The sequence below is a fragment of the Photobacterium sanctipauli genome, assembly GCF_003026495.1.
Classification (GTDB): domain Bacteria; phylum Pseudomonadota; class Gammaproteobacteria; order Enterobacterales; family Vibrionaceae; genus Photobacterium; species Photobacterium sanctipauli.
Genome location: NZ_PYMA01000016.1, coordinates 36,404 through 58,871 on the forward strand (window position 1 = coordinate 36,404; position 22,468 = coordinate 58,871).

Below are 22,468 nucleotides of genomic sequence, written 5' to 3' on the forward strand. Positions count from 1 at the left end.
CGATGGATATATTCGTAAAGAAACCAGTGATTGCCATTGTTATCTCATTGGTGATTACCATCGCAGGGATAATGGCATCATCAAAGCTACCGATATCGCAATTTCCCCAAATTGAAAGTTCTTCTTTGGTGGTTACCACTGAGTATGTTGGGGTATCAGCCGATGTGGTGAAAGGCTTCATCACTGAACCGATTGAAAGAGTCGCTATGAGTATTCCTGGGGTTGATTATGTGGACTCTTCCACGACCGCAGGGATCAGTAAGGTCACGGCTTGGCTGAAGCTCAATGAAAATAGTATCGATGCCCTCGCCGAATTGAACTCTCGCCTGAGCCAAATAGCCTATGAGCTACCGGAAGGTGCCCAAGACCCAAGTGTCTCTGTTGCCAGAGTTGATAGGCCCAGTGGCGCGAGCTTCTACCTCAATGTTGCCAGCGCAACAATGGACAGAGCTGCATTAACAGACTTTCTTGAAAGGGAAGTGACTCCTTGGTTTGCTTCGGTTGAGGGAGTACAAAGTGCAGACGTCCTGGGTGGCCGCAAGCCAGCGATTCGTATTTGGCTCGATCCGCTGAAAATGGCGAGTTTGAATATTGGTGCCCATGAAGTGCACCAAGCGCTAAACGACAATAATGTTATCGCATCGTTGGGCAGTGCGGAAAATGCCTCTCAGAACATTAGCTTAATGAGTAACGCATTATTCCAAAATGCAGAGGACTTTCGTGACCTAATCATCAAGAAAAATGACGATACTTTTGTCTATCTTGGTGATATTGCCCGCATTGAGCTGGGTGAAGACCGGGGAGCAGATACCGCGCGATTGGATCTCAACGAATCTGTATTTATCGGTATTGTCTCAACGCCCGGCTCCAATGAAATCGCCATAGGTGATGCACTGTATAAGCAATTAGCCAGTGTGAATAGCCGCCTGCCAGAAGGTACCGAGATCACAATCGGTTACGATGGCACCGTGTACATGCGAGACGCACTGAAAGAAATCTTTACCACGTTGGCTGAAACAGTGCTGTTGGTTGGTATTGTGATCCTATTGTTGATGGGCTCGTTTAGGACGGCCATCGTTCCTCTGGTCGCCATTCCAATTTCAATATTGGGCAGTGTGGCTGCGATGTCATTGGCTGGCTTTTCGCTGAACTTGTTAACGATACTCGCGATTGTGTTGTCCGTTGGCCTAGTGGTCGATGACGCGATAGTGGTTGTGGAAAACGTGGCCCGCCATATGAGAAATGGTAAAGGGCGCATTGAAGCGGCGTTGATCAGTTCAAGGGAGCTGTTTAGCCCCATCTTCTCTATGACAATCACCTTGGCTTTGGTATTCGTACCGATTGGTTTTGTGAGCGGTTTGTCTGGTGCGCTTTTCAAAGAGTTTGCTTTTACCTTGGCATTAGCGGTGTTGTTCTCCGGGGTAGTGGCAATCACGCTGTCGCCGATCATGAGTGCTTATGTATCGCCAGAAAAAGGGAAAGAGGGCCGTTTTACTCAAAGAGTGAATAAGGTATTTGAGCGCTTGTCGCTTCGTTATGAAGGCGCGATGCGTGTCATGTTTGTTCATCGTCGGGCGATATTAACATCGGCAGTGGTGCTGTCGTTGCTAACGGTGCCATTTTACTTGTTCTCCCAGAAGGAGTTGGCGCCAGTAGAAGATCAAAGTTCTTTGTTTATTATCTCAGAAGCGCCTTCTGGTGGTTCTTTGGAATACGGTAACCAATACATGCAAGAGGCAATTGGCGCTGTATTGGAAATGGACGGTATCGATTTGGTGTGGCAGACAGTCACAGAGTCAGGCGGTTTCAGTGGGATCAGTTTTGTACCTTTTGATGACCGCTCGTTTTCTGTTTCTGATGTGTTGCAAGACATCTACTTCACTCTGAAGGAGGTGACAGGTCTTCGTGTTTTGCCAACCATGCCGTTACCGCTCCCAACCGCCGGGCAGTTTGATGTTGAAATGGTTGTTCAATCGCAAGATAACTATGAACAAATGCAGCAATACGCCTACCAGTTATTAGAAGCGGCACAGCAAAGCGGCATGTTTATGTTTACCGACACTGATTTAAAGATCGATATGCCACACGCCAAATTGAACTTTGATAACAAGAAGTTGATGGACTTAGGCTTAACTACGAAGGCGGTGACTGATCAGGTGTCCTTGATGGTATCGGAAGTCGATGTCACTCGGTTTGACAGTAACGGCAAAGCTTATCGTGTGATCCCTATGGTTGACTCAGCGTCACGTTCAAGTAGCGAAGCCTTGCTAGACTTGCAGGTTAAAACACCCGCTGGTGATTTTGTGCCACTTAGCAGCTTAGCAACCTTGGAGAGGGTGGTGGGTGTTCGCAGTATCGCGAGATTCAACCAGCTCAATGCGTTTCGTATTCTGGGTGGTCTAGTCCCAGGCGTTACGCAAGATCAGGCATTGTCGCTATTGGAGCAAAAGGCACAGGAAATCTTGCCGCCTGACTACCAAGTCAACTATGCCGGCAGCAGTCGTCAGTTAAGACAAGAGGGCAATAGCCTGTTTGCGGTACTAGCCGTGGCATTGTTCGCTGTGTATATGGTGTTGTCGGTACAATTTAATAGCTTCCGTGCTCCCTTGGTTGTGTTGTTGGGTTCGGTACCTTAGGCGCTGGCTGGGGCGTTGTCATTCTCGTTTCTTGGCTTAACCAGTATCAATATCTATGCCCAAATAGGCTTCATCACCCTAGTAGGACTTGTGGCGAAAAACGGCATTCTTATTACAGAGTTTGCCAATGAGCTTCAGCATCAAGGCTATAGCAAAATTGAAGCAGTGATACAGGGTGCCAAGATTCGACTAAGGCCAATCTTGATGACCACGGCAGCAACGGTGCTGGGCCACTTCCCATTGATATTGGTGACAGGTGCAGGGGCCGAAGCGCGTAATAGCATCGGCATCATTTTGGTTGCTGGTATGCTGATCGGTACCTTATTTACCTTGTTTGTGTTGCCCGCTGTCTATTTAGCGATAGCTGAAGACTTTAGTCAAAAATCCAGTAAAAAGCCCAGTAAAAAGTCGGCCGCCAAAAGTGAGGACGAGCTTATTCAGGAGGTGGCGTAGCGATTGGCTTTAGGATTTTTACTTTTTGTGGTTGACCTGTCTAAGGCTTCACAGTTTATCTTTGCCTTATCGAAACTTAGAGTAGAAACGAAGAATAGAAAGGTAAAATATGAAAATTCGTTTAGAAACAGCGTCTGATAGTACATACATTGAGTCTTTGACATATCAAGCTTTTGAAAATCATCCTCATCATGAGCCGGGTGCGAAGCCAACAGAGCACTTGATTGTTAATCGCTTACGAGAAGGCGGCGCATTGAGCTTGTCGCTAGTCGCCGAAGACGAGTCTGGCATTATCGGACACATCGCTTTTTCGCCTGTCACTATTGCTGGTGAAGCATCGAAGTGGTTTGGTTTAGGCCCTGTTTCTGTCACGCCGTCACGCCAAGGTGAAGGCATTGGTGGCTCGCTTATTCGCGAAGGTGTTGAGATGCTTAAAACGCAAGGTGCCGAGGGGATTGTCTTACTTGGCGAGCCTGAGTATTACGGTCGATTTGGCTTTAAAGCGAATGATAACTTAACGCTACCAGGTGTACCTGCTGAGTACTTTTTGGTTATGCCGCTTTGCGAAAATAGCTGCGACGATGCAAAACAGAGCATTCCAACGGGTGACGTTGCCTATCACCCAGCGTTTGGCTGATACGATAAATTAAAAAAGCACTTCTGAATATTCAGAAGTGCTTTTTGCTATCTAATAAACACTAATTAAATCTTAGTGATGATCTCATCAGCCGCTAGGCGAGATTTTGGCAGAGACGCATTGAAGTCGGTATCTTTGCGGTAGCCTAGTGAAACCAAGGCAACCGCAGTGTAGCCTTTCTCGATAAGGCCAAATTCTTCATTAAGGATTTTGGTATCAACCCCTTCAATTGGCACCGCATCAACGCCAAGTGCGCCAGCGCCAAGAAGAATGGTGCCCATGTTTAGGTACACTTGCTTTTCCATCCAGTGTTGAACATCTTTCAGATCGTAGCGGTGCATGTTAACAAACATGGTGCGACCTTTATGAACCGTTTCCTTGAATGAAGGATCGGCGAAGCGACCATCCTGATCTTCTTTTTCTAGGATGTGCTCTAGGTAGCTCTCGTCGATACCTGTTTTTGCACAAAATACGATCACGTGAGAAGCGTTCAGTACCTTACCTTCGTTGAAGGCAAATAGCCCTTGTGTGCCTGTGCTAATGCGTTCACGGCCTTCTTTAGAATCCGCAATGATGAAGTGCCAAGGCTGAGAGTTAACGCTAGACGGGCTAAAACGTAGTAGATCTTGAATTTGTTCGAATGTGTCGGCAGGGATCGTTTTATCTGCATCAAACTCTTTGGTCGAATAGCGGGTTTGAGCGATATCGGTAAGGTTCATGACTAGCATCTCCGGCTAAATGTTGTGTTTTGTTTGTACATATACCTATGTAACGTGGTTATATAATAGAGCTACAACCTTAAATAACAAGTACGCACATTTTGGGTACATAGGTACAAAAAGGATACTATGAAACAAAGTCGATATAAGACCTATGCCCGTGAAGGTTGCCCGGTGGAAGCAACGCTAGAGTTGTTCAGTGGCAAAGGGAAGGGGATGATTCTTTACCATTTGCTGGAAGGGACATTGCGATTTAACGAGCTGAAGCGCCGCGTGGGCGCCCTGACGCAACGTATGTTGACCAAGCAGCTTAGGGAATTAGAAGGCTATGGCTTAGTGCATCGCGAGGTGTATGCAGAAGTACCGCCAAAAGTGGAATATAGCCTTACCGATACAGGCCGCTCCCTAGAGCCGATATTGCTAGCCCTAAAAGATTGGGGTGAAGAGCATGCTTTGCCAAGGTTGCGCGAGAAGCAAGCTGAGTCTGCCATCTGCGAAACTGAATAGCTTGATTGAGTAGGAATGATAAATGTCGATTACTAACCAGCTATCACTGTTTCATGATGTGGTGCAGCAAGGTTCTTTCTCTAAAGCAGCGGCGTTGCACAATATGGATAATTCTTCGTTATCCAAACAAATCAAAAAGCTTGAAGCTACCTTGGGTGTCCAGTTGCTCAATCGTTCAACGCGTTCGTTCTCATTAACTTCCGCCGGGGAAGAGATCTTAGAACAGACGCAGGTATTGCTTGATACGGTAAACCAAATCCAGAATATAGCTGATTCCTATCAGGCAGAGCCGACCGGGACGCTAAGGATCACCTCGCCGGTATATTTTGGCCAAGAATACCTACAGCCGGTCATTTCTCGGTTTATGAAGAAATACCCCAAGGTTAAGGTGACGCTGTCACTTAATGATAGAATGGCCGACATCATTGGCGATCAGTTCGACGTGGCTTTTCGTATTAGCAAGTTGGCGGAGTCTAACCTGATTGCCAAGCGAATCGCCAAAACCAACTTCGCCATCATTGCTTCTAAAGAGTTCATTGAACGATATGGTAACCCTAAAACGCCAGAGGAGCTGATTGCGCTGCCAGCCGTGATTTATACCAACGGTGACTTCACCCTTGATCAGCTTAGATTGAGTACTGGCCCTAATGGCAATGAACTTAAAACCTATAGGATGCAGGGAAACTATAAAGTCACCGATGTCAGGGCGGTGGTGGATGCTGTCAAAGACGGTGTAGGCTACAGCTTGTTTGATTTGTTTTATCTCAAGCAATCAGCTGATGAGCTTGGTTTGGTTCCATTATTGACTGACCATGTGCTTTCAACCATGGAAACAGGTATCTATGCGCTTTACCCCAACCGCAAGCAAACCCCGTTAATGCGTGAGTTTATCAAGGCTGTGCAAGAAGATATTGGTGACCCGCCTATTTGGCTTAACCATATTCCAAACTACCAGCAATGTTATAAATGATTTATAACGTAGTAGACATTAATAATAAGAAAACCCAAAGGATATTGGGTTAGCAAAACAGTGATTAGGAGAACAGCTTGGAGCTAGGTATCTTGTTGGTGTTCATACCAACATTCTTTTTCGTGTCGATAACCCCTGGTATGTGTATGACGTTGGCGCTTGGCCTTGGGATGAGTGTCGGGTTTCGTCGTACATTGTGGATGATGCTGGGTGAAGTATTTGGTGTTGCCCTTGTCGCAATCAGTGCTGTGCTTGGTATTGCCGCTATTATGCTGAAATTGCCGTGGTTGTTTGTGGCCTTCAAGACCGTTGGCGCAATGTACTTGGCCTATCTGGGATACCAGATGTGGCAATCGCGCGGTAAGATGGCGATCACTGACGATAATCTCCAGACCACGCAATCTTCAAACTACGGCTTGTTGTCGCAAGGGTTTATTACCGCCATAGCCAACCCGAAAGGGTGGGCGTTTATGATTTCGCTGTTGCCGCCATTCATCAACCCAGAAACATCGTTGGTGCCTCAGCTGTCTGTGCTGGTGGGGATCATCATGATGTCAGAGTTTGTCTGCATGTGCCTTTACGCCAGTGGCGGCAAGGCGCTTCGAGCGCTGTTAATGAACCAGCAAAACGTGAAAACCATGAACCGTATAGCCGGCAGCTTAATGTTTGGTGTCGCGATTTGGTTATTGCTTAGCTAGGGCTAAACACTACCGCAGCGAACCCGGTGTGATGCCAAAGTGGCGCTTGAACACTTTGCAGAAATAGCTGACATCGGAAACCCCCACTTCTTCTGCGATAAGCTGTAAGCTCATGGTGGAGTTGGAGATGCGCCACTTGGCGTGATTCATCTTCATCATGAGCCAATAATCTTTGGCCGTCATCTGATAGCCTTCCGTGAATAATCTATCTAGCTGACGTCTGCTGATTCCAAGTTGTGCGGAAACATCTTCCACCGAAATCTTTAGTGATAATTGCTGTCGCATGATCGCGATGGCGCGTTTGACATGACGACCAACGAAGGCACCGGATTGGCTATCATCTTGGAGCGATTTAAGGTGATGGTGCTGCTGTCTTGCCTCATCGACCAGCATATCGGCTAGCCCTTTTAAGGCTCGCGTTCTTCCGCTGTGGCGGGAAAGCAACTCAATCGCCAATTCAATGGCAGCGGCACCGCCGGCACAGCTGATCCGCTTGCCATCAATGCAATACAGTTGTTCCGTGATGGTTGGAATGTGCGGAAAAGCACTGTTGAACTCTTGTTCATGCCGCCAATGTACCGCTGTTTTCTTTCCGTTAAGTAAGCCAGCTGCCGCCAGCATGAAGCACGCATTGTCGATGCTGACCAAGATGATCCCTTGCTTAGCCGCTTTGCGAAGTAAGGGTTGATAGTCAGGCGCAAGCTGCATGCTGGCTTGGGCACTGCGTCCACCAAACACAATTAAGTAATCAAATTCAGCAAAGTTAACTTCTGCTAGCGAATGCTGAGCCTCAATGGTTATCCCACTACTAGAGGTAATGGTTCCTGCCCCCAAACCTGCAACAGTCCACTGGCAGTAGCGTTGTTGACTGTAATCTTCTTCATCTGCAGAAAATCGAAGCTTATCGAGAAAGCCGCCGAAGGGCAGCATGTTGAACTCAGGTAGAGGCAGCAGTAAGAACCTCACATCGACGAGCTTCACTTCAGAATTTGGGGCGGGATGCTGGCTCATGAGAAAATTTGCCTTCGAAAACATGGTAATAATTAATGTCTAAATATTACCTTAATTATTCTACGTAACACCAAGTTAATTTCTCACTTTAACCCTATAGTTGAGCCATATCATCATGTTGTATTAGGAAGTGTTATGCCGTTTGAAACTTGGCTTTTGTATTTGGTTGCCGTGACGGGTTTGGCGTTTGCCCCTGGGCCCAACGGCCTATTGGCGCTAAGCCATGGGGCTTTATATGGCCGGAAAAAAGTGCTTGCGACCATCTTTGGTGGGGTGAGTGGTTTTATCTTGATTATTGCATTGGCCATGTTTGGTGTGGGTGCGGCCATGCAGGCTTCATCACATGCATTGAGTATCTTGAAATGGGCTGGTGGGCTTTATCTGATTTACATTGGTATCCAGCTTTGGCGAAGCCCTACCATTGATATGAATACGGCTACTCAGGCCACAAGCAAAGGGGCGGGTAGCTTATTTCGTCAGGGCTTTTTCGCTGCGATATCCAACCCAAAAGTACTCTTGTTTTTTGGTGCTTTTTTGCCGCAGTTTATGACATCGGATAGCCCAATCATCCCGCAGTTCATTATTCTTGCTCTGACATTTGCGGTGGTTGAATTTGGCGTGGAATACTTCGTTGCTTGTATGGCATACAAGCTGCGCCCGTGGCTGGAGAACAAAGGCAAACAGTTTAATCGCGGCTGCGGCAGCGTATTTGCGCTACTTGGTGCAAGCTTACCGCTGAGTTCGTAACTGATATTTTTTTATTCTCGATATCAGGTATTAGCGAGAATCAGCGCCCCTGAGCAATGTTTTGCTTAGGGGCGATTTTGTATTTCACCCTGTGCTATGATTTGCAAAACATCCATGCTGTGAAGTATTAATGAATAACGATATCAACCCAGAAAATATATTCCCAATCGACGGTTTTACTAATACTGTCTTCCTCAAGCCTTTGCTTGATAAATCCGGCATTCAAAACATAGAAGTAGGGGACTATTCCTACTACAGTGATTTTGATGATCCTACTCAGTTCTTCGAGCAAAACGTGCTCTATAATTTTGGCTTTTCTGAAACCGCCCTGCGTATTGGTAAGTTTTGCGCCATAGCCAACGGCACCAAGTTCATCATGGCAGATGCCAACCATGCGACCGTTGGCGTCTCGACCTTTCCTTTTGCCGTGTTTGGTAAGGGTTGGGCAGAAGCGATGCCATTGACCGATTATCCGTTAAAAAAATACGAGGATATCCGCGTTGGTAACGATGTCTGGTTTGGCTACGATGTTACCGTGATGCCAGGGGTGAAAATTGGCAACGGCGCGATTATTGGTAGCAAGGCCGTGGTTGCATCAGATGTACCGCCTTATGCGATAGTGGCGGGTAACCCGGCGAAAGTGATCCGTACAAGGTATAGCGAAGAAGAGGTTAAGATCCTAGAGCAACTTGCTTGGTGGGATTGGCCGATTGACCACGTTCAGGCTGTTATTCCAGTGTTGGTAAAAGGTCAGATTCAAGAGCTGCACGCTTACGCTCAACAGCATCAGTTAATTTAGCCAAATAGCCAAATTAGGTCATAAAATAACGCCTCTCTTAAGCTGTTAAGAGAAGCGTTTTTTATTAAGCGGTAGAGGCAGCGGCTTGCGAAGCCGCATTATGGTTGCGGATGACGTAGGCCAAGCGCATTAGCATCATGATGGCGGCAATGGTTAAGCCTGTCACGATACCCACCCAGAAGCCGGTTTCACCCATCGCAGGGACAATGTAGTCGGTCAAGCCAAGGGTCATACCCAGCGGCAATGCCAAGCCCCAGTAGGCGCTGATCGCCAGTATCATTGGTACCTTGGTATCTTTGTAGCCACGCAATGCGCCGTTGGCTGAGGTTTGCAGGGCATCACTTAGCTGATACATCGCGGTGTACACCAGCAACACAGAGGCTGTCGCACTAATCACCGGGTCTGTGGTGTATAGGCGAATAATCCAGTCTGGGAACAGCAAGAATATAGAAACCGAAACCAGCGAAATAAGCGCAGCCACGATGATGCCGAACACGCTTCGCTCGATAGCCTTTTGGTTTTGCTTGGCACCCAGTGAATGGCCTACACGAATCGTGATACCGAATGAGACACTCATTGGGATCACGTAAGTCATGCTTGATATATTCAAGGCGATTTGTGCTGCCGCGACATTATCGGCACCAATTCGGCCAATCAATAGGGCAATTATCGCAAAGATACTGCCACACACGGCAATGTTCATACCGATTGGTGTACCCAGTTTCAGCAGGTGTTTTATCTCCGCCATGCGAGGTTTAATGTCAGCAAAGTGGATGATCTTCTTATAGTGGTGATGGCCTTTGATGTAGCTAAATAGAAGGCCAGACATTAGCCAGTAGACAATACTAGTAGCAACACCACAGCCTACTGCTCCCAATGCAGGGAAGCCGAACTTACCGTAGATAAGCACATAGTTAATCGGAATATTCACCAACAGGCCAAGTACCGAAACCAGCATAGGCGCTTTGGTATTGTTCATCCCTTCACAGAAGCCGTTAAGGGTGTAGAACAAGGCAATACCCGGCACACCAAAGGCTAGCGCCAGTACGTAATCGCTGGCGATTGGGATGATTTCTTCCGCAACTCCAATGCTAGTGAGGATATTGCCACCTTGGGAAAGGTAGACAATCAGTAGGGAGCTGATAAATGCGGCAACCCAAAGCATCTGAATAAATTCGATACGTACTTTATCTAAATCTTGCGCCCCGCGATGGAAGGCAACAACTGGCGTTAGCGCCATGATAATACCGCGCAGGATCAGCAATACGGGTAGCCACAGGCTAGTACCAATAGCGATGGCGGCCAAGTCTGCCGGGCTAACCTGACCCGCCATGGTGGTATCAACAAAGCCCATGGCTTGCGTTGCCAACTGCGTCAGAATGATTGGGATAGACAGGTTTAAGAGTGCACCGGACTCACTGCGGAAGCGAGATAGTCGAGAATTGTTATTTTGCATGTAGATATAGAAACACCAATATAAATGCACCAATGAAAGCAGGATAGCGGGTGGGTACATTTTAGGATGCGCCTTTTGGCGGTGAGAATTTATACAAGTTTACTGACTAATTCAAGCAATGATTTGTAAGTTTATTCAAGTGGTTTGGAGTGGTGGTATAGGGCAGGTGAATGGGTGCTGGTGGATGTATTAAAGTGCTTGTTTATTGGGGTTGAATGGCGCTTGGTGTTGTGTCGATATTGTGAGTTGTGGTGGTGTTTGATTGTGGGTTTTTGGTTATAATTCATTGATTTTATTTGATTTTATTTGATTTGATTTGATTTGATTTAAAAAAATTGATTGTTATCCATCGTCATGCTCAGAGTTGGTGGCTAAGCTGGATAGCCCGAAAGTGTTTCGCATGTATCTTTCGTTTATTTACTTGATTTGGGTCGATATACAAAAGAGATGCGCATAATAAATGTTAGGTTTCTAAGCCTACTTAGGCAGTTATGCTTTTGTTTAATAGAGAGAATTATATGTCGTTAGTCGCAAGAAGAGTAAGAAATAAAATGGCTAAGGTACAACGTAGATTACAATTTGGCGTCGTACCAAAAAATGAGAAATTAAGAGCGAAGATATATATAAATCTAAATTCAAGTAAAGAAAGTCAAAAAATATTGTCTCATTTGTCTTTGGGATTTGAAAAAGATCTTTATCAGGCTGCACTTAATAATCTGAGTGATAAAGGCAATCCTCTAAGATTTAATAATTTTGCATATACAATGCGGGAAATCATCACTCTTATTCTATCTAGGTACTCTTCAGATGAAGAAATCTTGAAATGTTGTTGGTACAGGAATGAAACAAATTCTGAAGATGGCATTACTAGAGCTCAAAGAGCTAAATATGCAATACAAGGTGGACTAAGCGATGAAAGAGTATTCGAATTACTTGAATTGGATGAAGAAGATCGTGACTACATTCAAACGAAATTAAAAACGTTTACAAAGTTATTTCGTGAGTTAAATGAGCATACTCATTTACGAGAAAAACGTTTCAATATTGGTGATTCTAAATGTGAAGAATTAGCTTTGTCTGTAATGCACATTGTTAATAATATTCTAGTGTTAGTTGAAGATATGAGAATCCAAATTATTTCACTTATAGAGTCTGAAGTCGACTCAACAATAGTGGAAGAGTTTATATCTAATACTCAAGATGAAATTGACATACTTTCAACTCATTCAGTAGTTGACTATAGTGAGCTTGAGTCATTTCATGTATCTAAAATATCAAGTGAGCATATATGGATTGTAGGTATCGGTATTGCTCATTGTGAATTGCAGTGGGGTTCTAATTCAGATTTAAGAAATGATATTGGTGCGACTATGAGTGAAAGCTATCCTTATGACTTTACACTGCAAGCACCACTGTCGAATTTAACAGATCTCGAGTTAGCCCCTGAAGGTTTAAAAATTGATACATCTTCATGGTGGGGAGAATAAACCTAACAATCGCATCAACACGATTTTGCTACATTCGGTATTCTAGGTTTCTTTGAGTTTAGCGTATTAAGTGGTAAATTTAGGCTTAATTTGCATGGTAGTAAACGTGTTATGCAGGCGTTATACGAATCAACCCTGTCTCTTGCTTGCGACAAGCCCTTCAAGAGCTAGTGCAGTAATTTTTCTGAGTATTTCCTGACGTATATTTTCACAACTTTCGCTTTTTGATAGTTCAGTTAATTGGTTAATTTTTGTAAATACATCTTCACTTTCTCCAAAACCAGCAAATTCATAGAATCGATTCAATCCACACACTTCAATGGTCTTACGTCCTTTTGACTCTAAAGGGTAGTAAAACAACCCTGGCTTAACAGCTATAAGATAGTCATCGTAATTATCAAAATGTGGATGAATAATTAAGTATTGAGAAGTTTTTTAGGGTAGTTCTTTTTTGCGTTACTTGTTGTAATTTTTTTATCTGACTTTTCTTTATTACAGTCGACACAACTCAAGCATAGGTTTAAGGGTTCAAACATAAAGTTAGGCTGGTGTGAACGTGGAATTATATGTTCTATATCCCAATATCGACCATGCTTAGAATTTAGTTTCTGCCTGCAATATGGGCATACAGTATTTTGAACACTATGATAGTGATGTTTTACAGTTTCTTTTATAGGTTCGAGATCTTCGTCTGACCAATTTTCGTGATCGAAATCTGGCTCTTTTATTTTTTTTCAATAGTACTTTTTTGACTATCGTCAAAAACTACTGGAGTTAACATTGTTCAGCTATCTCCATCGTGTTTCTTATTATGCCGATTAAAGATTTTACATTATCGCCATCCTCTAAATTTTCTTCCATTGATAACAAAAAACTAATGTTGTTTTTTGTTTCATCGTCAATAATTCCTCCTTTTGCAAAGGTACTTAATACTGAGATACATAGCCTGTTCAAATATTCGTTTTGATATCCTGGTGTGCTAAAGAGTCGTGCCAATTGGAAGTCTACAGATTTATTGAAGTAGCCTTTTGATTCAACTGTTTGATTTTTATCCATATTAAGTATATAGCAACCACTTTCAGGTAAATCGGATATAATTAGCGGAGAATGGGTAGCTATTATGAAGTGGCAGCGTTTATAGTGAGAAAATGCATTGTAAATCAAATCAATAAATGTTTCTTGCCACTCAGGGTGTAAACTAATCTCTGGTTCATCAATTAATATCAAACTATTATTGTTTATCTGACTGGCAATGGAGCAGACTAATAACAGCAGTGATCTTTCGCCAGAGCTAGCATCATCAAGTGTTAACCTTTGATTTGAGTTTTTCTTTCTTAAAGTTATGCTTTGAACTGTTGAAATATTAAGGTCCAGAGAGTTGACTAATGAAATTTTTGTTTTTTCTTCTAGATCTGAGTTTGTACTGTATATTTCAGGTAGGTCTTTCTCACCTATTAAATCACTAAGAGTTTTTTTACCAATTTTAGTCTGAGAGTTTTGACTCAACTCTTGTAGTATATAGTATGACATTAAGTGGTTTTCATCAGCTAATACTCTACTATATAAGTCTTTGTTATTTAATACTAGTTCATTAAATGTACGACTATTATAAGCTAGCCTATTACGTTGGAAGTATCGCTCTAAGTTATGCTTAAATTTTATCGTAATATCACTTTTATATCCGAGTAGTCTCAACGTTCTTTTTACTGCAACGTTACTTCTTGAGCTAACGATAGATGTTGCAAATCTAGTGAGTAGGTTTTGTTCAGATAACGATGATTTGTCTGTCTTAAAACCAATGTAGCTGTAGAAGTTATCATTCGAAAGGTGGTTTGTACTTTTTTTGGGCAACGGAAACTTATCAAACGGACTAATAGATGCGGTTATAAGTTTTTTACACATATTATCTTTAGTTCGTCTGTTTCTTTCGTAGATTTTTCCACCTTTCCCTTTTCCAGACTTGATAGTAACTTGTTTATTTTGATTAATAAAAGTCAACTCTTCAGTTTTGTGGTGTTTAAGTTTCGAGTGGTTCTGAGTGTACTTTTTGACGCCTAAAAATGTTGTAGCTACTTTTGCCAACAAGCGGCTTTTGCCTGTTCCATTCTTACCAATGACTATGCTGAATGTGTTTTGGTTGGTTTGCTCTTCACCACTTGCTACGTTGTAAACATTTTCATTTAGGTTTACAGAAAGTAGTTTCATCAATTTGTCTCAAGATTCTATGCAATGTGTTGTATTGTAACAAATAATTCGTAAGATTCGTATAACAAAACAATTTAAGAGTGATTCAGCACGCATGGCATTTTTGGTTTGGCTCTAGTTTGGTGTTTATGGTGTTCAAATCGAGTGTTGTGGTGGCGTGTTTCACACCTTAATTGGGCTACATGGAATCCCCCCGGTTGTCAACAATAGCGTCAGGTAATATAAGGTTTGGGACTGCCGCTCTACATTCGGTCTGCTTACTGCCCTGATGACACTACGCGGTTGCGGTTCCTCATTCGTTAGAAGGCATCTACAGTACCCGCCGTATTATCAGGTTTTCCCGCAAAAGGCCTGAACCTTATTTATATCATCATTGGCTATTGCAATGACCCGGTGAAGTCGGCTAATCCGTTAGAAAACATCTTGGTTTTATATTGGTAGGTATTTGGTGTCGTTATTAAGTAGCTACCAGATTATCCGCGCATGCTTGGCTCCCGTTCTGAAAGGTACAACATATTTAGATGCCATGACTTTGGGCTGTGGCCCAGCTTAACGAGCTCACGCGCCCAATAATGGGAAGCACCGCATGCTTCCATTCCGACAATGGATGAGGATATATTGGCAAAAGTTGAGAGGACTTTTGAACGAGTTATTATTTTATGAATCAGTACCTTGCCTTGTTCATCTTCGCCTTGGAAATTGTAGAAATGTTTGGTTAAATTAATGTCATAAATTGATTGTGACATGGTGATCTCCGGGACTGTAGTCAGACTTACCTAGTGTGGTAGAGCCTGATGGGGGGAGTCCATGTCATTTGTTATATACTCTTTTCTTTGTCTCCCTTAGGAGACGATGCTATAGTTTACTCATGATAAGTCTATAGAGGTTCATATGCCCGAAATTGATATATTGTTGGGTCTTTCGTTCTGTATGTATTTCTTTGATAACAAGCAGCACAAACTCCCTCATGTCCATGTGAAATATGGCGGCTATGAACTTATTATAGCGATAGAAACAGCTGAAAGTTTAGAAGGTTATCTTCCAAATAAGCAGCGGAAAAGAGCAGAAGCGCACATTGCCGAAAACCGTGAAAAACTAATGCAAATGTGGGCGAAAGCGGTTAACGGCGAAAATCCAGGTAAGCTATAGGTGACGTATGCTAAAAGTAATTGATGTTGATTGGTTGGAAGGCTTCAAGCTTGAGCTAACGTTTAGTGATGGCTTTTGTGGTGAAGTAGACTTAAAAGAAATTTTTCAAAAACCGGCTTTTAAATCAGTAAATGACTTCAAACGATTTGCCTTACGTAGTGATGGTTCACTGGATTGGGAGGGTATTGATTTACCAGCGAGTGTACTTCGTGAGTTAGCTGTAGGTAGTTATGTTGACTCCCCTTTAAATCTCATCAATGTCCAAGAGATGGAACAAATTATCAAACAAGCTGCTTGGGACTCAATGAAGGAAGGTCGTGTTGATATTCTTCAGGCGGCAATTCGTTCATATGTTGAGTTCTTCGGTCATAGTCAGGTAGTTGAGCGAGCAGGTATAAAGAGTCGTACAAGTGCGTATAAATCATTAAAACCTGAGACATCTCCTAACTTTGGAACTTTGGTGCAGCTTGGACATGCAGTGATCGAAATTGCTCAAGATCAGGCAAAATCCGAAAACGCTGATCGTATATAACAATCGTATCAAGTTGACCCAAAACACTCAGCAGTTTGGGTATGAAATTAGCTAAGTGATTAAGGTGTTCAAATCAGGCTTATGTGTCTGTTTGGGGCAACTTGTTCGTGGCGCTATGTGGCAAAGAGGAAATATGGAAATTTCATTACTAGCTGATCATCCTGATTATGCACCTAAAATAGCTAAATGGTACTTTGATGAATGGGCGCATATTGCTCCTAACATCACTGAAGATATCGTACTGGAAAAAGTCATCGAGAAATCTCTAAATCGTGACCAAATACCATTGGCTCTTGTTGCTCGTGAGGGTGGCGAGTTAGTCGGTGTGTTGGAACTCAAGATTCGTGAAAATAAAAACTATCCTGAATATGAAAATTGGGTCGGCGGTGTGTTTACCAATCCACCTAACCGAGGACAGGGTGTCGCTGGTCAATTGCTCAACAAGGCTAAGGAGTTAGCAATAGATTTTGGTGTTAAGGATCTATATTTACAGTGTGAAAGCTTCAATATTCCGTTGTATTTAAATCATGGTTTCAAAGCTCTACACCAAGCTCGACATCACGACGCAGAAACAACAATAATGGTGTGGCATGCAGCCAAATAACAGATTGCTCAAATGGACGCGTAACGTTTTGCGGCTCTGGCACTATGAACCAATAATGTTCGGAGATACTTATCGCCTTTTTGGGTAATCCGGCCAAGTCTTGGTTTACCGCTGTTAAATATTGAGAGGGCTTTTGAGCGAGTTATTGTTTTTATGGTTCAGTACCTAGCCTTGCTCATCTTCGCCGTGGATACTGAAGGAATGCTTGGCTAAATCAATACCATAAATTGATTGTGACATGGCTGCCTCAAAGAGCTGAGGTCAGATTCACCAAGTGTGGCAAAGCCTGATGAGGGGTGAGTCCATGTCATTAGTTTTGGCTCAGTTTGACTCCTCACTCCCCAAAATAAGCTACGTTAGTCACGTATAGTTTGCTATCTATACGTTACTTGCGTACACTTTCTGTATGAAAAGTGTATTTGTCGAATCAAGTATTTTTGAAAAGTACCGTAACGAATACCTCAGCGATGAAGAGTTTAGGCTGTTTCAGGCTGAGTTAATGTCTAACCCTAAGCAGGGTGATGTGATTCAAGGTACAGGTGGTTTGCGAAAGGTTCGAGTTGCAAGTAAAGGCAAGGGTAAGCGTGGTGGCTCCCGTATTATTTATTACTTCTTCGATGAAAAACGACGTTTTTACTTGCTGACCATTTATGGCAAGAATGAAATGACGGATTTAACCGCAGATCAAAAGAAACAGTTAAAGTCTTTTATGGAGGCGTGGCGTAATGAGCAATCGTGACCTATTTGCAGAGTTAAGCTCCGCACTTGTTGAAGCTAAAGAGCACTCAGAGGGTAAGGTAACCCTGAAAACTCACCAAGTTAATGACATTAGTGAGTTAAATATTACACCAGATGAAATTGTTAGTATCCGAGAGCAGTTCAATATGTCTCGTGGTGTATTTGCTCGCTTACTGCATACATCATCCCGCACACTTGAAAATTGGGAACAGGGGCGCAGTGCACCAAATGGACAAGCTGTAACACTTCTAAAGCTTGTTCAGCGCCATCCAGAAACACTGTCACATATTGCTGAGCTATAACAAATGCTTAAAGACGGACTGCCAATCTTTGGCATTTTGGCTCAGTTTGAGTTAGTTGATTACGGTGACCTGTTTGAGTGTCGTGGTGTTGGTAGTCATTTGACCAAGTGTTATGTTTTTATGCGGAAAATTAAGTGAATCATCTTAAAGTTCTAAATTCAGTTATTACACTGTTAGATGAAATTGGTGCTGTAAGTAAAGGCAGTATGGGTAAGCTAATGGGCGACAAGGCCGAGTTGGTCATTTGCCTCATGACTAACGGCAAGTTGTCAGCATCGAATCAACCGGGTTACGATCTCATTGGTACCTCATTATTGCCTGACCTCGAACAGGACAAGGAATTACGTTATGAGGTCAAGTTACGACGAAGCAGTGTAACAGCTTGTAACTTTGAAAATAGTAAATTAGGTAAGTTTGATGTTGGTATTGTGATTTGGTACGACGAAACTACATTACAGCCCTCAGCAGCATTTGCGATACCGCATTCAGTTATTGAAGATCTAGCGAGAGGCAAGCGAGCACATATTACAAAGAAAATTTGTCGAGAGCACGGTTTTGATTTCTTAAATCAGTTATATAGCTTTTGGTAAGCTTAATTCTAAATACAACACGGTAGGTCAAAATAATTGTATAACAACCGACTATGGCGTCAATAGCTAGTTTTTAGCTGTGTTTTATCACACATGACGCCATCTCGAAGCATTGAGTTTAAGACCACAACCATCTTCCTGACACAGGCATTATGGCTACTTTCTTCGGTTTACCAGCGTCTATAAGCCGTTGGTAACTTGTCTTGCTCATCTTCGCCGTGGATACTGAACGAACACTTGTTTAAAACAATGCCATAAATTGATTGTGACATGGTGGCCTCCAAGGACTGTAGTCAGACTTACCAAGGTGATAGAGCTTGATTAGGGGGAGTTCATGTCATTCGTATTGTTGAATTTGGCTTCAAAAAACAGCGGTATTTAGCTAATCTCTATTTCCAAATAATATCTAGGTATAAACATGATTGATCACGTCACAATTTCCGTTAGTGATTTAGAGCGAAGCCGGAAGTTTTATGAAGAAGCTTTTAGTCCATTAGGGTATAAAATTGCGTTTGGTGAAAAGGAAAAATTTTGGGCTTTTGACCTCGGTAAGGGCTTTTTATTCGAGATCTGCAGTGCAAATACAACGGGCGCTTTAACCAGTTTTCATATTGCCTTTCGTGTGGCGAGTCAACAAAAGGTCCGAGAGTTTTATGACGCGGCTATTTTGGCGGGAGCGCGAGATAATGGAGCGCCAGGGCCACGACCTCACTATACCGAGAACTATTATGCTTGTTTTGTACATGACCCAGATGGTCATAATATTGAAGCTGTTTTTGATACATGGAAATCTTGATGCAGTTGGATAAAAAGTAAAAGTATAATGTTCAACACGCTGTGAGCTTCAATATACAAAGCATCTAAGAGTGATTCCCAACGCTTGGCATTTTCGGTTCAAATCGGCTTTAGTTACTACGGTACAATAGCTTAGGTTGGGTAGCGGCGTTGCTCATTACTTTATTAGGCGTTAACTGCCAAGAGGAGAGGTTAGCGATGTATAAAGGAAGTTGCCTCTGTGGCACGATAAAAATTGAAATTTCAGGCGACATCAAAGCAGTGACACACTGTCATTGCAAGATATGTCAAAAAGCTCACGGGGCTGCTTTTGCTACTTTCGCCGCGAGTCGTGATGAGCACTTTGCAATTGTTCAAGGGGAAAGTTCGCTTAAAAGTTATGAATCTTCACCTGGATATGTACGTACATTTTGTGTTCACTGTGGTTCTAATATTCAATGGATTCATGACTTTGGGTACAACAGTGGTTGGTCATCATTTGCGCTGTCTTTGCTAGACACACCATTTTACAGGAATAAACAAAAGCATATTTATACAGACTTTAAGGCCCCGTGGTTGAGTTTGTGTGACAATCACCCTAAGCACGGTGGGTCTGGCAACTAATAAATCGGTCGAGCAGACCAAAAACACGGGGCGGTTTTATACAGTGGCTTGTGTATTTACTGGCTTTGTTGCCATTACCCTGATGGCATTACGCTGTTGTGGTTCCTCATTCGTTAGAAGATATCTATATACGAAATGTATAACTTGCCTTAATGATTCTCTCTACGGATACTGACTACTGTTTGGCTATACCAGTATCGCAGATAAGGTGGCCTCTATGGATAACGAGACGACATTACTAAGTGATAAAGCTGATAGTGGGATGCGATCCCTTTCGTGATTTGGTAGCAGTAAATTGAGGTATTTTAGTTGGTAGAAGTAAAAACGATTGGCTTGTTCTTTGTCACAGCCGTTGCAGAAATATTGGGTTGTTACTTGCCGTATCTATGGCTAAAAGAAGGTAAGTCAATTTGGCTATTGCTGCCAGCTGCATTTTTTCTTGCTTTGTTTGCTTGGCTTTTATCTCTTCATCCAACCGCTGCGGGAAGGGTTTATGCAGCATACGGCGGCGTGTATATTCTCGTCGCGATTGGGTGGTTGTGGTTAGTTGATGGTATTCGTCCTACCCTGTGGGATATCGTTGGTGTATCCGTCGCATTAGTGGGCATGGCAATAATTATGTTTGCCCCTCGTGCAGCATAGTAAAGATGACAATTTATGAATATCTGCGACAAAGTTAACTGCTAGTAAAATAAGCTAACCTGTGTGCGGATAATGTTCAAATTAAAGCGGCAACAAGTGCCGCTTTGTAAGGTTTAGGATGCACATTAAGCCGGCTAGTTGTTAGCCACAAGCTCCCGCCGAACAATATCCGCTCCGGCACTCAATGCATTCAGCTTGGCTGCTGCTACAGTGCGGGGTAGTGGGGCCATGCCACAGTTGGTGCAAGGGTATAGCATATCGGCATCAACATACTTGAGTGCTTCTCGCAGGGTATTGGCGACTTCCTCTGGCGTTTCTATCTCGTTGGTGGCGACATCAATTGCGCCAACCATTACCTTTTTGCCTCGGATGAGTTGAAGTAACTCGATAGGTACGCGAGAGTTGTGGCATTCCAACGAGATGATATCAATATTGGACTGCAGCAGTTTAGGGAACACTTCTTCGTACTGTCGCCATTCAGAGCCTAACGTTTTTTTCCAATCAGTATTGGCTTTAATGCCATAGCCATAACAAATATGGACAGCGGTTTCACACTTTAACCCTTCAATGGCTCTTTCTAGGCAAGCAATGCCCCAATCATTGACCTCGTCAAAAAATACGTTAAAGGCAGGTTCATCAAATTGGATGATATCAACGCCTGCCGCTTCTAACTCTTTGGCTTCTTGGTTGAGTATTTTGGCAAACTCCCAAGCAAGTGCTTTGCGGCTTTTATAGTGGGCATCGTATAGCGTATCTATCATTGTCATGGGGCCTGGTAGCGCCCACTTTATGGGTTGCTTGGTTTGCTTGCGTAGAAATTTGGCATCTTCAACAAATACGGGCTTTTGGCGGCTAACTGGGCCAACCACTGTTGGTACACTGGCATCATAGCGGTTACGGATTTTGACCGTTTTACGGTTTTCAAAATCAACCCCGCTGAGGTGCTCGATAAATGTCGTCACAAAATGCTGGCGGGTTTGCTCACCATCACTGACGATATCTATGTCAGCTAGCTGTTGTTCCTGCAAAGCCACGCGTAGCGCATCGTGTTTGCCATCAATAAGTTCCTCGCCCTGTAATTTCCAAGGCGACCAAAGTGTCTCTGGCTGTGCCAGCCAAGCAGGTTTCGGTAAACTGCCTGCTGTTGAAGTCGGTAATAATGTTTTCATAATCAATGCTTTTTAGGTTTTCGTTATTTATTAAGCGTAATTAGCTGACCACTGCTCAAGAACAGTTTGATAAGGTTTGATGAAGTGCTCTTCGGCAAACTTACCTTGTTTTACAGCCAACTTACTGCGTTCTTCTCGGTCATAAACAATTTGAGTCAATGAGTGATCGAGGTTCTTCAAATTAGGCTGGTAACGCTTACCTGCGATTGCATTGGCATTATAGATTTCAGGCCGATATATTTTTTGAAACGTTTCCATTGTGCTGATGGTGCTTATAAGTTCTAGGTTGGTGTAATCATTAAGCAGATCACCAAAGAAATAGAAAGCCAAAGGGGCAACACTATTCGGCGGCATAAAGTAGCGAACCTGTAGCCCCATTTTCTTGAAATACTGCTCAGTTAAAGAGGACTCATTTGGCTGATATTCAAAACCCAATACCGGATGCTGATTGTCAGTTCGGTGATAGGTCTTGTTATCAGACACACTCAGGCAGATGACAGGTAGCTTTTTAAAATGCTGTTTGTAAGCCTCTGAACTCACGAAATACTTGAAGAGCTTCCCATGCAATTCGCCAAAATTATCTGGAATACTAAATTGTGGTTGATCTTTATTATGATCCAGCAAGAGCACGCTAAAATCATAATCCCGTACGTAAGAAGAAAAGTTATTGCCGACAATACCTTCAATGCGTTCATTGGTTTTATGATCAACAATATTGGTTTTCAGCACTTCTATTGAAGGAAAACTTTGGCCGCTTCCTTCAATATCCATATCAACAGAAATTATCTCTAGCTCGACAGAGTAACGGTCTCCATTGGGGTTATCCCAATGCGCTAATCCATTGAAGCTGTTATCAATCATTCTCAGGGCGTTGCGCAGGTTCTGCTGGCGGCTTTCACCTCGCGCTAAATTGGCAAAGTTAGTGGTGATACGGGTGCTGTCTGATGGATGGTAATTTTCATCGAGACAAATACTTTTGATAGTAAAAGAGAAGTCTGTATTCATGGCGTGCTGGTATC

Annotated in this window: 24 protein-coding genes and 4 pseudogenes; 17 read left to right on the plus strand and 11 right to left on the minus strand. The window is 43.2% G+C overall.

The window, feature by feature from the left end; translation table 11 throughout:
• Positions 1 to 2 precede the first annotated feature (2 nt).
• Positions 3 to 3,089 (plus strand): annotated as a pseudogene (locus tag C9I98_RS20200) (efflux RND transporter permease subunit).
• A 109-nt stretch (positions 3,090 to 3,198) separates the two neighbouring features.
• Positions 3,199 to 3,726, plus strand: coding sequence for a GNAT family N-acetyltransferase (locus C9I98_RS20205; protein ID WP_036819037.1), 528 nt, complete (start codon positions 3,199 to 3,201; stop codon positions 3,724 to 3,726).
• Between the two features lie 65 nt (positions 3,727 to 3,791).
• On the opposite strand, the gene nfsB is transcribed toward C9I98_RS20205, so the two are convergent.
• Complete coding sequence (nfsB, locus tag C9I98_RS20210; RefSeq protein WP_036819046.1) at positions 3,792 to 4,445, minus strand: oxygen-insensitive NAD(P)H nitroreductase; 654 nt, start codon at positions 4,443 to 4,445, stop codon at positions 3,792 to 3,794.
• A 129-nt stretch (positions 4,446 to 4,574) separates the two neighbouring features.
• On the opposite strand from nfsB, the gene C9I98_RS20215 reads away from it, so the two are divergent.
• The 3 genes from C9I98_RS20215 (at position 4,575) to C9I98_RS20225 (ending at position 6,620) form a co-directional block, all read left to right on the plus strand.
• Positions 4,575 to 4,952, plus strand: a complete 378-nt coding sequence (locus C9I98_RS20215; protein WP_036819040.1) for a winged helix-turn-helix transcriptional regulator — start codon at positions 4,575 to 4,577, stop codon at positions 4,950 to 4,952.
• A gap of 22 nt (positions 4,953 to 4,974) precedes the next feature.
• Positions 4,975 to 5,922 (plus strand): LysR family transcriptional regulator, encoded by a 948-nt coding sequence (locus tag C9I98_RS20220; RefSeq protein ID WP_036819042.1) that lies wholly within the window; start codon positions 4,975 to 4,977, stop codon positions 5,920 to 5,922.
• Positions 5,923 to 5,999: 77 nt separating this feature from the next.
• Complete coding sequence (locus tag C9I98_RS20225; RefSeq protein ID WP_036828070.1) at positions 6,000 to 6,620, plus strand: LysE family translocator; 621 nt, start codon at positions 6,000 to 6,002, stop codon at positions 6,618 to 6,620.
• 9 nt (positions 6,621 to 6,629) lie between these two features.
• Here C9I98_RS20225 and C9I98_RS20230 read toward each other — a convergent pair whose 3' ends face one another.
• Entirely contained in the window at positions 6,630 to 7,631 is a 1,002-nt protein-coding gene (locus C9I98_RS20230) for a GlxA family transcriptional regulator (protein WP_036828069.1), read from the minus strand.
• A gap of 135 nt (positions 7,632 to 7,766) precedes the next feature.
• Between C9I98_RS20230 and C9I98_RS20235 the strand changes: the two genes are divergently transcribed.
• The gene (locus C9I98_RS20235; protein ID WP_036829977.1) at positions 7,767 to 8,378 is read left to right on the plus strand and encodes a LysE family translocator; all 612 of its coding nucleotides are present in this window, start codon (positions 7,767 to 7,769) and stop codon (positions 8,376 to 8,378) included.
• Positions 8,379 to 8,508: 130 nt separating this feature from the next.
• Positions 8,509 to 9,177: a CatB-related O-acetyltransferase gene (locus C9I98_RS20240; RefSeq protein WP_036829979.1), complete on the plus strand. Its 669-nt coding sequence runs from the start codon at positions 8,509 to 8,511 to the stop codon at positions 9,175 to 9,177.
• 64 nt (positions 9,178 to 9,241) lie between these two features.
• Here the strand turns inward: C9I98_RS20240 and C9I98_RS20245 are convergent, their stop codons facing one another.
• Complete coding sequence (locus C9I98_RS20245) at positions 9,242 to 10,633, minus strand: MATE family efflux transporter (RefSeq protein WP_036829980.1); 1,392 nt, start codon at positions 10,631 to 10,633, stop codon at positions 9,242 to 9,244.
• 551 nt (positions 10,634 to 11,184) lie between these two features.
• Between C9I98_RS20245 and C9I98_RS20250 the strand changes: the two genes are divergently transcribed.
• Positions 11,185 to 12,120, plus strand: coding sequence for a pPIWI-associating nuclease domain-containing protein (locus tag C9I98_RS20250; RefSeq protein ID WP_107272412.1), 936 nt, complete (start codon positions 11,185 to 11,187; stop codon positions 12,118 to 12,120).
• 129 nt (positions 12,121 to 12,249) lie between these two features.
• Here the strand turns inward: C9I98_RS20250 and C9I98_RS26920 are convergent, their stop codons facing one another.
• The 4 genes from C9I98_RS26920 to C9I98_RS26460 all read right to left on the minus strand — a co-directional run bounded on the left by C9I98_RS26920 (position 12,250) and on the right by C9I98_RS26460 (position 15,071).
• Entirely contained in the window at positions 12,250 to 12,426 is a 177-nt protein-coding gene (locus C9I98_RS26920; protein ID WP_245907209.1) for a hypothetical protein, read from the minus strand.
• 110 nt (positions 12,427 to 12,536) lie between these two features.
• The gene (locus C9I98_RS27100; protein WP_338049229.1) at positions 12,537 to 12,848 is read right to left on the minus strand and encodes an HNH endonuclease; all 312 of its coding nucleotides are present in this window, start codon (positions 12,846 to 12,848) and stop codon (positions 12,537 to 12,539) included.
• A 46-nt stretch (positions 12,849 to 12,894) separates the two neighbouring features.
• Positions 12,895 to 14,325, minus strand: coding sequence for an AAA family ATPase (locus C9I98_RS20265; protein WP_107272413.1), 1,431 nt, complete (start codon positions 14,323 to 14,325; stop codon positions 12,895 to 12,897).
• A gap of 473 nt (positions 14,326 to 14,798) precedes the next feature.
• Positions 14,799 to 15,071 (minus strand): hypothetical protein, encoded by a 273-nt coding sequence (locus tag C9I98_RS26460; protein WP_081879055.1) that lies wholly within the window; start codon positions 15,069 to 15,071, stop codon positions 14,799 to 14,801.
• Between the two features lie 145 nt (positions 15,072 to 15,216).
• Between C9I98_RS26460 and dhiT the strand changes: the two are divergent.
• The 3 genes and pseudogenes from dhiT (at position 15,217) to C9I98_RS20280 (ending at position 16,610) form a co-directional block, all read left to right on the plus strand.
• Positions 15,217 to 15,488: pseudogene (gene dhiT / locus C9I98_RS20270) on the plus strand (type II toxin-antitoxin system toxin DhiT).
• Positions 15,482 to 16,006: a type II toxin-antitoxin system antitoxin DhiA gene (dhiA, locus tag C9I98_RS20275; protein ID WP_036827998.1), complete on the plus strand. Its 525-nt coding sequence runs from the start codon at positions 15,482 to 15,484 to the stop codon at positions 16,004 to 16,006. Before dhiT ends, dhiA begins: the two are co-directional and overlap by 7 nt.
• 133 nt (positions 16,007 to 16,139) lie before the next feature.
• Positions 16,140 to 16,610 carry a GNAT family N-acetyltransferase gene (locus C9I98_RS20280; RefSeq protein ID WP_107272414.1) on the plus strand — a complete coding sequence of 157 codons (471 nt, stop codon included), beginning with the start codon at positions 16,140 to 16,142 and terminating at the stop codon, positions 16,608 to 16,610.
• 35 nt (positions 16,611 to 16,645) lie between these two features.
• On the opposite strand, the pseudogene C9I98_RS20285 reads toward C9I98_RS20280, so the two are convergent.
• Positions 16,646 to 16,720, minus strand: a pseudogene (locus tag C9I98_RS20285) (hypothetical protein); the annotation flags it as partial.
• A 296-nt stretch (positions 16,721 to 17,016) separates the two neighbouring features.
• Between C9I98_RS20285 and C9I98_RS20290 the strand changes: the two are divergent.
• The 3 genes from C9I98_RS20290 (at position 17,017) to C9I98_RS20300 (ending at position 18,240) form a co-directional block, all read left to right on the plus strand.
• Complete coding sequence (locus C9I98_RS20290; protein ID WP_036829551.1) at positions 17,017 to 17,349, plus strand: type II toxin-antitoxin system RelE/ParE family toxin; 333 nt, start codon at positions 17,017 to 17,019, stop codon at positions 17,347 to 17,349.
• On the plus strand, positions 17,336 to 17,650 hold the full coding sequence (locus C9I98_RS20295) for a helix-turn-helix domain-containing protein (protein ID WP_036829548.1): 315 nt from the start codon (positions 17,336 to 17,338) through the stop codon (positions 17,648 to 17,650). Before C9I98_RS20290 ends, C9I98_RS20295 begins: the two co-directional genes overlap by 14 nt.
• A gap of 134 nt (positions 17,651 to 17,784) precedes the next feature.
• Positions 17,785 to 18,240 carry a hypothetical protein gene (locus tag C9I98_RS20300; protein WP_036829545.1) on the plus strand — a complete coding sequence of 152 codons (456 nt, stop codon included), beginning with the start codon at positions 17,785 to 17,787 and terminating at the stop codon, positions 18,238 to 18,240.
• Between the two features lie 59 nt (positions 18,241 to 18,299).
• Here C9I98_RS20300 and C9I98_RS20305 read toward each other — a convergent pair.
• Positions 18,300 to 18,445 (minus strand): annotated as a pseudogene (locus tag C9I98_RS20305) (IS110 family transposase); the annotation flags it as partial.
• A gap of 213 nt (positions 18,446 to 18,658) precedes the next feature.
• On the opposite strand from C9I98_RS20305, the gene C9I98_RS20310 reads away from it, so the two are divergent.
• The 3 genes from C9I98_RS20310 (at position 18,659) to C9I98_RS20320 (ending at position 20,280) form a co-directional block, all read left to right on the plus strand.
• Positions 18,659 to 19,036: a VOC family protein gene (locus C9I98_RS20310; protein ID WP_036829542.1), complete on the plus strand. Its 378-nt coding sequence runs from the start codon at positions 18,659 to 18,661 to the stop codon at positions 19,034 to 19,036.
• A 197-nt stretch (positions 19,037 to 19,233) separates the two neighbouring features.
• Complete coding sequence (locus C9I98_RS20315) at positions 19,234 to 19,638, plus strand: GFA family protein (RefSeq protein WP_107272415.1); 405 nt, start codon at positions 19,234 to 19,236, stop codon at positions 19,636 to 19,638.
• 309 nt (positions 19,639 to 19,947) lie between these two features.
• Positions 19,948 to 20,280 (plus strand): YnfA family protein, encoded by a 333-nt coding sequence (locus tag C9I98_RS20320; RefSeq protein WP_036826261.1) that lies wholly within the window; start codon positions 19,948 to 19,950, stop codon positions 20,278 to 20,280.
• 134 nt (positions 20,281 to 20,414) lie between these two features.
• Here C9I98_RS20320 and C9I98_RS20325 read toward each other — a convergent pair whose 3' ends face one another.
• The gene (locus C9I98_RS20325) at positions 20,415 to 21,449 is read right to left on the minus strand and encodes a methionine synthase (protein ID WP_036826263.1); all 1,035 of its coding nucleotides are present in this window, start codon (positions 21,447 to 21,449) and stop codon (positions 20,415 to 20,417) included.
• A 30-nt stretch (positions 21,450 to 21,479) separates the two neighbouring features.
• Positions 21,480 to 22,454, minus strand: a complete 975-nt coding sequence (locus C9I98_RS20330; protein ID WP_036826266.1) for a DUF1852 domain-containing protein — start codon at positions 22,452 to 22,454, stop codon at positions 21,480 to 21,482.
• Between the last annotated feature and the right edge of the window lie 14 nt (positions 22,455 to 22,468).

Coding starts and splice junctions, on each gene's coding strand:
- nfsB (WP_036819046.1), bottom strand. CDS start 4,445: ATGAACCTTACCGATATCGCTCAAACCCGCTATTCGACCAAAGAGTTT.
- C9I98_RS26460 (WP_081879055.1), bottom strand. CDS start 15,071: ATGTCACAATCAATTTATGACATTAATTTAACCAAACATTTCTACAAT.
- C9I98_RS20295 (WP_036829548.1), top strand. CDS start 17,336: ATGAGCAATCGTGACCTATTTGCAGAGTTAAGCTCCGCACTTGTTGAA.
- C9I98_RS20325 (WP_036826263.1), bottom strand. CDS start 21,449: ATGAAAACATTATTACCGACTTCAACAGCAGGCAGTTTACCGAAACCT.
- C9I98_RS20235 (WP_036829977.1), top strand. CDS start 7,767: ATGCCGTTTGAAACTTGGCTTTTGTATTTGGTTGCCGTGACGGGTTTG.
- C9I98_RS20240 (WP_036829979.1), top strand. CDS start 8,509: ATGAATAACGATATCAACCCAGAAAATATATTCCCAATCGACGGTTTT.
- C9I98_RS20220 (WP_036819042.1), top strand. CDS start 4,975: ATGTCGATTACTAACCAGCTATCACTGTTTCATGATGTGGTGCAGCAA.
- C9I98_RS20280 (WP_107272414.1), top strand. CDS start 16,140: ATGGAAATTTCATTACTAGCTGATCATCCTGATTATGCACCTAAAATA.
- C9I98_RS20330 (WP_036826266.1), bottom strand. CDS start 22,454: ATGAATACAGACTTCTCTTTTACTATCAAAAGTATTTGTCTCGATGAA.
- C9I98_RS20265 (WP_107272413.1), bottom strand. CDS start 14,325: ATGAAACTACTTTCTGTAAACCTAAATGAAAATGTTTACAACGTAGCA.
- C9I98_RS20230 (WP_036828069.1), bottom strand. CDS start 7,631: ATGAGCCAGCATCCCGCCCCAAATTCTGAAGTGAAGCTCGTCGATGTG.
- C9I98_RS20215 (WP_036819040.1), top strand. CDS start 4,575: ATGAAACAAAGTCGATATAAGACCTATGCCCGTGAAGGTTGCCCGGTG.
- C9I98_RS20245 (WP_036829980.1), bottom strand. CDS start 10,633: ATGCAAAATAACAATTCTCGACTATCTCGCTTCCGCAGTGAGTCCGGT.
- C9I98_RS20290 (WP_036829551.1), top strand. CDS start 17,017: ATGAAAAGTGTATTTGTCGAATCAAGTATTTTTGAAAAGTACCGTAAC.
- C9I98_RS20250 (WP_107272412.1), top strand. CDS start 11,185: ATGGCTAAGGTACAACGTAGATTACAATTTGGCGTCGTACCAAAAAAT.
- C9I98_RS20315 (WP_107272415.1), top strand. CDS start 19,234: ATGTATAAAGGAAGTTGCCTCTGTGGCACGATAAAAATTGAAATTTCA.
- dhiA (WP_036827998.1), top strand. CDS start 15,482: ATGCTAAAAGTAATTGATGTTGATTGGTTGGAAGGCTTCAAGCTTGAG.
- C9I98_RS20205 (WP_036819037.1), top strand. CDS start 3,199: ATGAAAATTCGTTTAGAAACAGCGTCTGATAGTACATACATTGAGTCT.
- C9I98_RS20310 (WP_036829542.1), top strand. CDS start 18,659: ATGATTGATCACGTCACAATTTCCGTTAGTGATTTAGAGCGAAGCCGG.